Below are 11,966 nucleotides of genomic sequence, written 5' to 3' on the forward strand. Positions count from 1 at the left end.
AAATCCGCTATCCTTATCTGAATCTTCTCCGACAAACCGCATTCATCGTCCTGAGGACGCCGAAGGCGGTTTTGTTTGCATTCTTTCATTATTCTTTTATTGGCGTCTGGTATAATCCACGTAAATCATGTCGAGAGGAACGGACGCCAATGCCGAAAACAGTCGAAGCACGCAAAGGGGAAGAAAGCTCCGTCCGGAGCAGATCGTCGTCCCGGGTCGACGAGGATTTGCAGGAGCAGGCGGAGGAGGAGAGCCAGGAGTCGGACAAGTCCGCCATCCTGGAGCGGCTGAAAGCCCAGGGGGCGGTTCAGGTGTTCCCGGATATGGGAGCGGGAGCGCGAGCCAAGACCCCGAGCCCCGAAGAAGCGCCCGAGGCGGAAGAGGAAGTCGAAGAAGCGCCGGTGCAAGCGCCCGTTCCGGCCGTGGAAGCTCCGTCGGAAGCGCCGGTCGCGCACGAAGCCGAAGCGCCGAAGGCCGGCGGAGAGCCGGAGTCGTCCGAGAGCGAGTCGGAGGGAGCCGGAGGAGTCGACCCGGCTTTTCACGAACGCGTGCAGAAGATGACGGACGCGGCCAACAATCCGAAATGGTACGATCTTCCCCAGCGTATCCGGAACGAGCGCCACGGCAAGTGGGACTTGTCCGAGAGCCGCGAGCGGAGCGGCAATCGCGCCCGGGACGAAAATCTCGAAGAGGACGTGCGGACGAACAAGATCGAGAATAGGCTGATGCCGGGCAAGTTCGACGTGAAACAGAAAGCCAAAAACGCGATAAACGATATCGTGGATAACCCGGGGCAGACCGCAGTCGGCATGATTCCTCTGTTGGGCAAGGGACTTAAGCAGAAGATGGCCGAGAAATACGACGTAAAGGAACGCGATTTGCTCAAGGGCATAGCGGCGACGACGGGCAACGAGGCGATCAAGACGAGCGCGGCTACCCAGGCGCAAGCGGTCGGCACGAAAATTACGGCTGATCGGGTGAAGGCGGGAATCGGCACGGTGACGGGAATCGTAGGCGATCTTGTACCCGGAGCGGGAGTGGCAACGGGCGCGGTAAACGCTGCGGCCGGACTCGCGGGCAATCTCGCCACTTCCGGCTCGCGCAAGCAGGTGAACAAGGCGCGGGCGCGCCAGGAAGCCCGCAGAGATATGGGCAAGAAGGAGTTCTCGGCGTACGAGAATATCGACGAATTCATCGGCTTGGAGAAGCAACGGCATGCGCTCGTCGCGGCGGGCAAGGGCAAGGCGGATGTAGGAGCGCCGGTCGTCGACAGCGACGAGCAGGTCAAGCGGCTGACCGCCCATGCGCGCGGAGAAACGGCGCATCACAAATACTACAAGCAACGAGCCAAGGAAGTGGAGAAGGAGCGCGCGGAGGCGGCGAAGCCGAAATCGGAGGAAGGCGGGCTGATGTCCCGCATGAAGCGGATTTTCGGTCGGTCGTAACGCTCGGTTTCTACCATTCTATCGTTCGGCTGGAGGGGCAAAATGGAGCAGGTTGTCGCGGGAACGGGAATGGAGACGGGACAGGATTCGGAAGACGTCGGGGCTAAGATCGTGACGCCTTTTCGGGACGGGACGGATTACGTCCGGGGATGGCTGGATTGGCTGGACGCGGGCATCGCTCTCATACTGCATCGGAGAGAGCGGATAGATAAGGAATTCACTTCCGCCACGGAGTCGTTCGGCAAAGGGCCGGGGGCTCGGGAGGGAAGTTTGCGTGGTCCGGATAGCGGGCGAACGTTCGGGGAGACAGAGGACGAGACTGAGCGGGAGCTGTCGCTGCAATGGGAACGCGCGCGCGGCAGAGCGGAGCTTGCCGCAAGTCTTGGCGAGGGCGACGGCGCGTTTCTACCGCTTCCGTATTTGGCTCGTCTGTTCGGGCTGACTGCGCTGGAGCAGAGAATCGTCGTCGTCTGTCTGGCGGCGGAGGTGGATCGGAAGTACGAATCGGCGTTCGCGCTGCTGCAAGGCGAGCGCGGCGCGACGTATCCGAGCCGGGATCTGGCCGCGTCGCTCGCCGCGAGCGATGCGGACGAACGCAGGCTGGCGATCCGGATCATGCGGGACGACGGCGTGTTGAACCGCTATTTCCTGCGGGAAGCGGCCGGCGCGCGCAAGGGCGGTACGACCATCAACAGATCCTGTCGCCTGGACGAACGAATTGTCAGATTTGCGCTCGATTCCATCTCCATGCCGGAAGAGCTGGGGCGTTACATGGAGATTGTATCCCCCTCCGAGGAGCCGCCGCCGCTGCTGGGCCATTTCGACATTCAAACGAAGCTGCGCAGCTGGCTGACCCATCGAATCGCCGAGGACGGAGCTTCGCTGGTCGTCTCTCTATGGGGAGCCGAAGGCGCGGGGGGCAGGACGCAGGTGGCCCATGTCGGAGTTCACTTTAAGGAAGCGCTGCTGTACGTGGATATGGCCAAGCTTCCGGAGGCAGACGAGAGCGGTCCGGACGCCTTGGATGGAGTGTTTCGCGAGGCGGCCATCCAGCAGGCGATTCCCGTGTTTTACGGCTTTCGGGCCGCTGGCGACGGAGAAGCAGCGGACAGACGCCGCAAGACCGCGCTGCTGGAACGGCTGGCCCGACTTCCAGGCACCGTTTTCCTGCTGTCGGAGGAGCCTTGCCGCCCGCTCGACCGCCGCGGCGTCATCGGGCTGGAGCTGGAAGTTCCGGGACTGTCGGAGGAGGAGAGGATCGAGGCGTGGCGAACCCTTGCGATCGCTTACGAGCTGGAGGACGGCATCGATTGGGGAGCGCTGTCGTCGCGCTTCGTCTTCCATCCCGGACAGATCGAGAGCGTGCTGGCAGCGGCCCGCGCTTCGGCCCAGTGGAGAGCGGCCGGCGGGGGGCAGGAGCTCGTCGGCTGGAGCGATCTGATTCAAGCGTGCTACAAGCAGCTGAGCCACAACCTGGGCGCGAAGTCGAAGCGGCTGTCGCCGAAGCACCGCTGGGACGACCTCGTGCTTCCCGAACCCCAGACCCGCAAGCTGCAGCATGCGTGCAACCATATCCGCTACAAGCACACGGTGTACGGCTCATGGGGATTTCAGCGCAAGCTCTCCTACGGCACGGGGGTCAGCCTGCTGTTCTCCGGACCTCCGGGCACGGGAAAGACGATGGCGGCGGAGATCGCGGCCAACGAACTGGATATGGAGATTTATAAGATCGACCTGTCTCAGATTATTAGCAAATACATCGGGGAAACCGAGAAAAACTTGCGCGACATTTTCGACGAAGCCCAGTCGAGCTATGCGATTTTATTTTTCGACGAAGCCGACGCGCTGTTCGGCAAGCGTTCCGAGGTCAAGGATTCCCACGACAAGAACGCCAACACGGAAGTCGCGTTTCTGCTGCAGAAGATGGAGGAGTACCGGGGCATTTCCATCCTGGCGACCAACTATTTGCAGAACATGGACGAAGCCTTTTTGCGGCGCATCAATTACGTGATTCGCTTCCCGTTCCCGGACGAGAAGCAGCGGGAGACGATCTGGAGAAGCATCTTCCCGCGGGAGACGCCGCTCGCTTCCGATCTCGACTGCGGCTTCCTGGGCCGCAAGCTGCAGATGTCGGGCGGCAGCATCAAGAACGTCGCCCTCACCGCGGCTTTCCTGGCGAGCGGAGCCGGAGAGGCGGTCGGCATGAAGCGCGTTTTTCAGGCGTACCAATACGAGCTGGACAAGACGAATCGCACGATTACGCGGGACGAGCTGGGGGAATACGGCTACTTCTTCGAGGAGATTCGCAACGGCTAGGGCGTGTATCTGCTATCCTCGGAGGTTGCATACACGCCCTAGCTCGCCTTATGTCGAAAAAACGATTCGGACTGCGGTCTTCGGATGTTATGATGATAGCGAAGGGGTTTTATTCCCGAGCCGGACCGAGGAGTTCCGACCCGGCCGCCAATCATCGCAAGCAAGGGAGCCGTCTTCGTGGATATTAAGCAGTGGATGTCGATCCTCCTGTTCGCCGCCGCGGCGATCATGCTGTTCATCTCATGGCTTTCCTACCGGAAGCGCCATCTGCCCGCAGCCAGAACGGTTCTATTCATGATGCTGACGGCGGCCTTCTATGCGCTGGGCTATGGGCTTGAGGTGCTCAGCCGAACTCTGGACGAGTTTAAGCTGTCGCTGCAGATCGAATATTTGGGCATTCCTTTCGTTTCCACGCTGTGGCTGATTCTCGTCCTCCAGTTTACGGGGACCGCCGCAAAGCGAAGGAAACAGCTGTCGGCAGCGCTAATGGTCGTTCCGGCGCTGGTGTTCGGATTTCACTTGACCAACGATTGGCACCATCTCGTATATGAGCGTTACATCTTGAATACGGATTCCGCGGTTCCGCTGTACACGACGATCAAAGGCTTCTGGTACAAGGTTCACGGCCTCTACAATTATGGCGTGATGGTGTGCGGAATGTTGCTGTTTTTTCCGATGTTTTGGCGTTCTCCTCCCATCATGCGCAAGCAGATCGTCATTCTCGCCTTGGGCGGGGCCGCTCCGATGCTGTTGAATGCGATGTTCTGGTTCGGCGTTCAAGTCGACTTGACGCCGTTCGGATTCGTCGTGTCGGGAATCGTGTACGTATGGGGAATCTATCGCTTTAACCTGCTGCGGCTCATGCCGCTCGCGCAGGCGAAGCTGTTCGATACGATCCGGGACGGGGTTGTGCTGATTGACGGAGACGACCGGATCGTGAGCTTTAATCGGGCTGCGGCGTCCGTACTAAGCGAGTTGTCCGACATTGCCCGCTATCCGGCGGAGGCTGCCAAGGCTTTGTCCGCTCACCCGGAACTGCTGGCAAGCATTCTCGGTTCCGGTACGGGAGAGGCCCAATTTCCGTTTCGCCGAACGGACGGGGAACGGACCCGGCATTACGCCTGCAGCTTAACTCCGATTGTGGAAGCGGACGCGCAGCCGATCGGCAAAATTCTCATGCTCAACGACATTACGGAGCTGAAGGAAAATGAGGCGCGGCTGCGCGAGAACGCCCGTCAGCTCGCCGAGCTGAATGCCTTCAAGGATAAGCTGTTTACCGTCGTCGCGCACGATATCCGGGACCCGATCGCGCTTCTCGTCAGCCTGACCGAGCTGCTCGGCGAGGAGCTGACCGCCGCCGATCGGGAGGAGCATGCCGAGCTGTTCCGCGAGCTGAAGGACCAGGTGCACGGCACCTTCCATCTGGTCGAGCAATTGCTGGACTGGTACCGCAGCCAGAAGGGCCAAGTCCAGTTCCGTCCGATGAGCTGGAATTTGCAGCAGGTCGTCCGCCAGGCGCTGTCGCTCGCGGGAGCGAAGGCGGGCATTAAGCGGATCGCGCTGACGGAGCGAATCGACGATCGGCTTGCGGTGCGCGCCGACAAGGAGATGCTGGACTTGATCTTGCGCAATCTGCTCTCGAACGCGATCAAGTATACGGGGGTCGGAGGCGAGGTCGAGGTCGGCGCCGCCTTGGAAGGCGAGTCGGTCGTCGTCTCCGTGCGCGATAACGGAGCGGGGATCGATCCGCGAATTTCGGAGCTGCTTCGACTGGAGGAGCCGTTCTTCAAGCCGACGGTTCCCGGAGACGATTCGGCCAGCGCCAGATTCGGTCTCGTCCTGGCACGGGAGTTCGTGCGGATACACGGCGGAAGGCTTTGGTTCGACAGCGTTCCGGACGAGGGGACGACCTTCTATTTCTCGTTGTCCGGTTCCGCGGGCGGCCGGGAAGAGCACGTCGACGCGAAAGGGAGGCGGGAGGCCGTTGAAAGCGATTTTGGTGGACGATGAACCGACGATGCATCTGATTTTGCGTAAAATGCTGGCCAAGCTGCCGGAGATTCAGGTAGCGGGCGCATTTACGGATACGGGAGCGGCGGAGGCCTATTTGCGGCAGAACGGGGACGTCGGCCTCGCTTTCGTGGACATCTCCATGCCGGGCGAGAGCGGACTGAGCTTTGCGGCCGGCATGAACGCGGCCGGTTCTCCGGTGCAGATCGTCTTCGTCACGTCGCACAAGGAATACGCGCTGGATGCTTATGAACTGTCCGTGCTGGATTATCTGGTGAAGCCCGTCACCCAGGAGCGCCTTCAACGTACCGTTCAGCGCGCGCTGAAGACGACGAATTGGACGTTGCCGCAGACGGCTCCGGCAACGCTTGAAGCGGACAAGACCGCCGTCACGCTGCTGGGGGACGTCGTCGTAAGCAACGCGGCGGGCCGCGTCAAATGGATCTCTCGCAAATGCGCCGAGCTGTTCGCTTATTTGCTGCTCCACCGGGGCCGCAGAATTCCGCGTTCCCGGCTGATCGTCGATATTTTCGGGGGCATGGAGCACGAGCAGGCGCTGAAATACTTGAATACGTCGATCTACCAGCTGCGCAAATCGTTGGAGCCTCTCGGCTTGCGCGATGCGGTGCGCTCCGAGAACGACGGCTACGCGCTCGAGCTGGCGGCCGATTCCGCGATCGATTGCGCGGAGTTCGAGGCGCAGGCGAGCCGGCTGCGGACGATTACGCCCGACAACGCGGAGCTGGCGCAGCGGATCGAGCGCTCCTATACCGGCGATCTGTTCGGAGACCGGGCGTACGTCTGGGCCGTTCATGAAACGGAGCGTTACGCGGAGCTGTACGCGTCGCTCGCCGTAAGGCTTGTCGAAGCCTATCTCTCCATGGGCAACGCGACAGCCGCGATAAGCTTGCTTTCGAAGCTGAATCAGCGCAATCCGCTGGACGAATCGGTCGTCCGCTTGCTGATGCTGGCGCGCGCGCAAATCGGGGACAGGAACGGAATCAACGCGCTGTACGCCGATTACGTTCGGCTGCTCGACCGCGAGCTGGGCATCGGCCCGCCCGACGATTTGGCCGGCTATTACGAGAAGTTGACCCTTTAATCCGGGAGGCGTTGGAGGGGATAACAACAGGTGAGAGACACTCGCGAATAGGTTCGGAATTCAAAGTCGGCGATGTCAGGTTCCACTCCTGGCATCGCCGGCTTTTTGCGATTATTCGTTATGGAAGATTCAAGCATGGTAAGTCTCGTTGTCCGATTACGAAAGCTCGACGAGGCGCGGCGTCAGCATATGTTTACGCGGCTCGGTTCCTTTTGCGATGGAATCCACGATCATTCGCGCCGCGATCGTGCCCATTTCAAACGGAGATTGGTCGATATAAGCGTGCGGAGAGACGCAATCCGGGTACAGAAGCGGTTGATCGCAACAAATGATGCGGACATGCTGCAGGCCGAGCTCGGCGCAAGCTTTCCCGACGTAACGGGCCAGCAGCGCGTCGACGGCGGCGATGGCGTCAAGATCCCGGTTGTTCTCCAGAAATTCGATGATTTCCTGAGGGATGTCGTCCGTCCTCGATTGCTCGAGTATAGAAGTAGATACCGAGAGGATTCTCTCCGGAGACAAAGGTTCTTTCCCTTTCTGGGCAAGCGCGTTTTGAAACCCGTTTACCCGATCGCTTACGCCGATCGTGTATAAGGGAGGGTAGGTCACGAGCCCGATTGATTGGGCATTCCGCTCGATCAGGTAATCTACCATAAGCGTGCCGATTTCTTTCGTGTTGCAAAATACGCCGTTGGTACGAATGTCGCGCATCGTTCTCTCGACGAGAACGACGGGATGCTTGTTCAGTACAAGGCGGACAATATCATCGTTGAAATGCTGCTCTCCTTGGCTGGCCACGATAATCATGCCGTCCACTGGGATGTTCAGAAAGTCGTGGATCGTCTCGGATTCCTCCTCGCGATTTGAGATTCTCTTGAATACGAAGTGATAGGAAAGCTGAGTCAATGCGGACTCGACTCCGGAAATCAGCATGGACGAGTAGTGGGACTCCATCCACGGCATGATGAAACCGATCATCTTCGTGCGGTGCTGCAGAGGAAGGAAGGGCGTCTGATGGGTCTCCGTTGGGAGGGAGCTTTGGTTTCGATCGGCGACGAAGGTTCCTTTGCCTCGGTGCCGGTAGAGAAAACCGTCGTTCACCAAACCGAGCATGGCATGTTTCGCCGTGATTCTGCTGACCTGAAACTGATCGGCGATTTCCCGTTCGGGAGGGATTTGATAGTGCGGCGGCCAAAGGCCTCTCTCTATCTGCGCGATAATATAATCCTGAATTTGCGAGTATAAAGGCTTCTTCGCGTTCATGTTCTGGATCCACTCCGGAATCGTTGATAAAGTCGAATCCCCGTTTTCGGGATTTTGATGAAAGTATATAACATTAATATTGATATATCAATAGAGGGTATTGTGGAGTAATCCAATGAAAACTTTCGGGAAGTACCAATAATGGATTGATCCAGATGCTGATGTTAACCCTAATCTTTCCAATATGATAATACTAATATAACTTTAAAATTAAAATAACGTATTGACATAACCAATTTACCGATGTTAATCTTGATTTGCAAACGCTTACCCTTAGAGTGGCAGGGATTTATCGCTCTTTGTTTCTGAGGAATTGGATATAACTTTTTGGGGGGTTGGAGAACAATGAACGGAAACATCGTGGATTTGTCGTTGGATATTTACCATGCCGCACCGACGTTTCCTCTGGATCCGAAATGCGCGGTCATCGTCCATCACACGGTCGACAGTATGGGGTACAACATTTCGCAGCTCGTCATGAGCACTCATCAAGGCACTCATCTGGACGCTCCATTCCATTTCCTCGACGACGGGAAGACAGTGGAGCAGCTCGATTTGAACAAGTGCATCGGAGACGCGCTGCTCGTCGATTTGTCCCATAAGAAGCCCAAGGAAGCGATCACGATTGAAGATTTCGCTTCCGAGGCTCACCGGATCGGCGAAGGAACCCGGCTTATCTACCGCACGGACTGGTTTAAGCAATATCCGCAGAAGCGCTATTTTTCCGATTTTCCCTACATGACAATCGAACTGGCGCAATGGCTGGCGGAACGTAAAATCGCGATGATCGGCATGGACGTCCCGACGCCGAATCCGACCGATTTCGACCCGGTTCATAAAATTTTGCTGCAAGCGGAGATCGTCATCGTGGAAGGATTGGCGAATCTGGGCGACATTGGAGCGGACGAATTCTTTTTCATGGCGGCGCCTTTGCGAATCAAGGGGCGCGACGGTTCGCCGGTAAGAGCGCTGGCGATGCGGAAATAAACGGCGGAGGGAAAAGATGAGCAAGTACTTGGTAGCGGTTACGGATTCCGGATTTCCCGACTTGGAGCAAGAGAAGAGCATTTTACAGCCGCTGGGCTTCGCTTTCGCCGAAGGGCAATGCCGGACGGAGAGCGAGGTCGCCGCTCTGTGCCGCGACGCGGACGCCGTGTTGACCCAGTGGGCGCCGGTGACGGCGGAAGCGATCGAATCGTTCGAGAAATGCCGGGTGATCGTGAGATACGGCATCGGAGTCGACAACGTCGATCTCGAAGCGGCCAAACGCAAAAATATCCCCGTCGTGAACGTTCCCGATTACGCGGTTCAGGAAGTGGCCGATCATACGCTTTCCTTGATGCTGGCCATCGTTCGCAAAATTCCTCAAGTCGTGCAACGGGTGAGAGACGGCATATGGGACATTTCCCCCTGCCGGCCGATTATCGGTCTGCAGGACAAAACGATCGGCTTGGCCGGATTCGGCAATATCGCGAAAGCGGTGCTGAAGCGGGCGGCGGCGTTCGGTCTTAAAACGATTGCCTATGATCCGTACGTCAACGAGTCGGCTATGGCCGAAATGGGCGTGGAGAAGGCGGAGTGGGAGACGCTGCTCGCCCGCAGCGACATTTTGTCGGTCCACATGCCGCTTACGCCGGCGACAAAACGGATGTTGAACGCGGAGGCCTTCGACAAGATGAAGCCGACAAGCTTCCTGGTCAATACCTCCCGCGGAGGGACGGTCGACACCGACGCCTTGATTGACGCCCTTCGCGACGGCAAGATCGCGGGAGCCGCGGTCGACGTGCTGGAGCAGGAGCCGATTGCTTCCGACAGCCCGCTGCTGAAGCTGGACAATTGCCTCGTCACGAGTCATTGCGCCTGGTATTCGGAAAGCTCTCTTCTTCGTCTACAGGAGTATGCGGCGCTCGAAATCAAAAGATTGTTTTCCGGGGAGCGTCTGCTGCACGTGGTGAACGGAGTCGGCAAAGATTAGTTTGTAACGGAACGTAACCGAAGCGGCGGAGGTTGAAAGCGGCAATGAAATCACTTGTATATCTGGGAGCCAGACAGTTGGCGGTCGAGGAGAGAGACGTTCCGGAACCGAAACCGGACGAGGCGATTCTTCGCGTTGAAGCCGTCGGGATTTGCGGCAGTGAATTGGAAGGGTATTTGGGACACAGCAGTATTAGAAAACCACCCCTCGTGATGGGGCACGAATTTTGCGGATCGATCGTTCGTTTGGGGAGCGATGTAAACCGGTTCGCGATCGGAAGCAAGGTCATCGCGAACCCGCTCGTCTCTTGCGGGACGTGCGACCGCTGCCGGATCGGCAAGGGGAACATCTGCCGCAACCGGCAGATCGTCGGAATACACCGTCCGGGAGCGTTCGCGGAATTCGTCGCCGTACCCGCAGCGAATCTATATTCCGTACCCGCGGCAATGGACTCCAGCCTGGCCTCCTTGGCGGAGCCGCTCGCGGTGTGCATCCATGCGGTCAAGCTGGGGTTGAAGCCGTATGAAAATTTGATGATCTACGGAGCCGGGCCGATCGGGCTGTTAACGCTGCAAGCGGCGTTGACGATGGGCGCCGATCGCGCGCTGGTGATAGACAGACAACCCGACAGGCTTGCTTTCGCCAAGCAGCTCGGCGCCGAGACCGCAACGCCGGAGCAGGCGGAGGAGGCGCGCAAGAAGTTGTTCGGCGCGCGCGGAGTGGATACGATCATCGATTGCGTAGGCGTTCAATCCACTCGAGAGGATGCGGTCCGTAGCATTAATCCCGGCGGCACGATCGTAGCGGTAGGACTGGGACAAGATCAATCCTTGCTCTCCATGAACCACGTCGTGCGTCAGGAAATCGCGATCGTCGGATCGTACACGTATTCGGACGAAGATTTCGAGCAGGCGGTCAAGTTGTTGTCTCAAGGCAAGGTAACCGGGGAGGGCTGGTCGTCGACATGCGGATTGGAGGATGCGGTCGGAGTGTTTGCGGATCTTGCCGACGGCAAGGCCAAGTTCAGCAAATATATCATCAATCTTTCAGAAGGAGCGAGGTAAAATGAGCAGGTTAGCGGGCAAAACGGCTATCGTAACGGGCAGCACCAGAGGGATCGGCAGAGGAATCGCCGTCCGCTACGGCAGAGAAGGAGCGAACGTGGTTGTATCGGGCACGAACGCGGAGCTGTGCGAGGAGGTGGCGGAATCGATCCGCCGGGAAGGCGGATCCGCGATCGGCATCGTGTGCGACGTTTCCGATCTCGATCAGATCAATCGGCTGTACGATAAGACGCTGGAGAAATTCGGCGAAATCAATATCGTCGTGAACAATGCGGGAATTGCCGTATTCCAGCCCTTTATCGAAGTCGAACCGGAGACGGTGAGGAAAATTTGGAACGTCAATTTGTTCGGAACGTTCTTCAGCGGCCAGCGGGCGGCGAAGGAGATGATTCGGCAGGGCAAAGGCGGGAAAATTATCAATATGTCCTCTATTTCCGAAGAAGTCGGCACTGCCGATTTGACCCAGTATGCCATGACCAAAGGCGGCATTAAAATCATGACCAAGTGCATGGCGCTTGAGTTGGCCCAATACGGGATCAACGTCAACGCGATCGGCGCCGGCGTCATCGATACGGATATCAGCATGGAGGAGTTCTCCAAGCCGGGCATGAGAGAAGAGACCGTCAAGAGAATTCCTTGGGGCCGCATGGGAGAGCCGGACGATCTGGCTGGTACCGCGGTGTTCCTGGCGCACGAGGATTCGGATTACGTCACCGGAACTACGGTGTACGTCGACGGTGGTTTGCTTGCGATGTAACGCCAAAAAATAAAAAGAAATCAGGGAGGGTTTT

9 protein-coding genes are annotated in these 11,966 nt (G+C 58.2%); 8 read left to right on the plus strand and 1 reads right to left on the minus strand.

Annotated elements, in window-relative coordinates; all coding sequences use genetic code 11:
* Positions 1 to 149 precede the first annotated feature (149 nt).
* The 4 genes from ACESLM_RS04915 (at position 150) to ACESLM_RS04930 (ending at position 6,873) form a co-directional block, all read left to right on the plus strand.
* A complete protein-coding gene (locus tag ACESLM_RS04915; protein ID WP_372630262.1) occupies positions 150 to 1,445 on the plus strand; it encodes a hypothetical protein in 1,296 nt (431 codons plus the stop codon).
* A gap of 42 nt (positions 1,446 to 1,487) precedes the next feature.
* Positions 1,488 to 3,761 (plus strand): ATP-binding protein, encoded by a 2,274-nt coding sequence (locus tag ACESLM_RS04920; RefSeq protein WP_372630263.1) that lies wholly within the window; start codon positions 1,488 to 1,490, stop codon positions 3,759 to 3,761.
* Positions 3,762 to 3,938: 177 nt separating this feature from the next.
* Positions 3,939 to 5,771, plus strand: a complete 1,833-nt coding sequence (locus tag ACESLM_RS04925; protein WP_372630264.1) for a sensor histidine kinase — start codon at positions 3,939 to 3,941, stop codon at positions 5,769 to 5,771.
* Positions 5,746 to 6,873 carry a response regulator gene (locus tag ACESLM_RS04930; RefSeq protein ID WP_372630265.1) on the plus strand — a complete coding sequence of 376 codons (1,128 nt, stop codon included), beginning with the start codon at positions 5,746 to 5,748 and terminating at the stop codon, positions 6,871 to 6,873. Before ACESLM_RS04925 ends, ACESLM_RS04930 begins: the two co-directional genes overlap by 26 nt.
* 156 nt (positions 6,874 to 7,029) lie before the next feature.
* Here the strand turns inward: ACESLM_RS04930 and ACESLM_RS04935 are convergent, their stop codons facing one another.
* Complete coding sequence (locus ACESLM_RS04935) at positions 7,030 to 8,136, minus strand: GntR family transcriptional regulator (RefSeq protein ID WP_372630266.1); 1,107 nt, start codon at positions 8,134 to 8,136, stop codon at positions 7,030 to 7,032.
* 345 nt (positions 8,137 to 8,481) lie between these two features.
* On the opposite strand from ACESLM_RS04935, the gene ACESLM_RS04940 reads away from it, so the two are divergent.
* Genes ACESLM_RS04940 through ACESLM_RS04955 form a run of 4 tightly spaced genes read left to right on the plus strand, consistent with a single transcriptional unit; the run spans position 8,482 to position 11,932 of the window.
* On the plus strand, positions 8,482 to 9,123 hold the full coding sequence (locus tag ACESLM_RS04940) for a cyclase family protein (RefSeq protein WP_372630267.1): 642 nt from the start codon (positions 8,482 to 8,484) through the stop codon (positions 9,121 to 9,123).
* Between the two features lie 16 nt (positions 9,124 to 9,139).
* Positions 9,140 to 10,111 (plus strand): C-terminal binding protein, encoded by a 972-nt coding sequence (locus tag ACESLM_RS04945; RefSeq protein ID WP_372630268.1) that lies wholly within the window; start codon positions 9,140 to 9,142, stop codon positions 10,109 to 10,111.
* A 44-nt stretch (positions 10,112 to 10,155) separates the two neighbouring features.
* On the plus strand, positions 10,156 to 11,175 hold the full coding sequence (locus tag ACESLM_RS04950) for a zinc-dependent alcohol dehydrogenase (protein WP_372630269.1): 1,020 nt from the start codon (positions 10,156 to 10,158) through the stop codon (positions 11,173 to 11,175).
* A gap of 1 nt (position 11,176) precedes the next feature.
* Positions 11,177 to 11,932 carry an SDR family NAD(P)-dependent oxidoreductase gene (locus ACESLM_RS04955; protein WP_372630270.1) on the plus strand — a complete coding sequence of 252 codons (756 nt, stop codon included), beginning with the start codon at positions 11,177 to 11,179 and terminating at the stop codon, positions 11,930 to 11,932.
* Positions 11,933 to 11,966 lie beyond the last annotated feature (34 nt).

This window comes from Cohnella sp. (assembly GCF_041641335.1).
Lineage (GTDB): Bacteria > Bacillota > Bacilli > Paenibacillales > Paenibacillaceae > Cohnella.

Excerpts from the sequence above, each read along its gene's own strand:
- ACESLM_RS04945 (WP_372630268.1), top strand. The coding sequence starts at position 9,140 with ATGAGCAAGTACTTGGTAGCGGTTACGGATTCCGGATTTCCCGACTTG.
- ACESLM_RS04940 (WP_372630267.1), top strand. The coding sequence starts at position 8,482 with ATGAACGGAAACATCGTGGATTTGTCGTTGGATATTTACCATGCCGCA.
- ACESLM_RS04920 (WP_372630263.1), top strand. The coding sequence starts at position 1,488 with ATGGAGCAGGTTGTCGCGGGAACGGGAATGGAGACGGGACAGGATTCG.
- ACESLM_RS04950 (WP_372630269.1), top strand. The coding sequence starts at position 10,156 with ATGAAATCACTTGTATATCTGGGAGCCAGACAGTTGGCGGTCGAGGAG.
- ACESLM_RS04935 (WP_372630266.1), bottom strand. The coding sequence starts at position 8,136 with ATGAACGCGAAGAAGCCTTTATACTCGCAAATTCAGGATTATATTATC.
- ACESLM_RS04955 (WP_372630270.1), top strand. The coding sequence starts at position 11,177 with ATGAGCAGGTTAGCGGGCAAAACGGCTATCGTAACGGGCAGCACCAGA.
- ACESLM_RS04915 (WP_372630262.1), top strand. The coding sequence starts at position 150 with ATGCCGAAAACAGTCGAAGCACGCAAAGGGGAAGAAAGCTCCGTCCGG.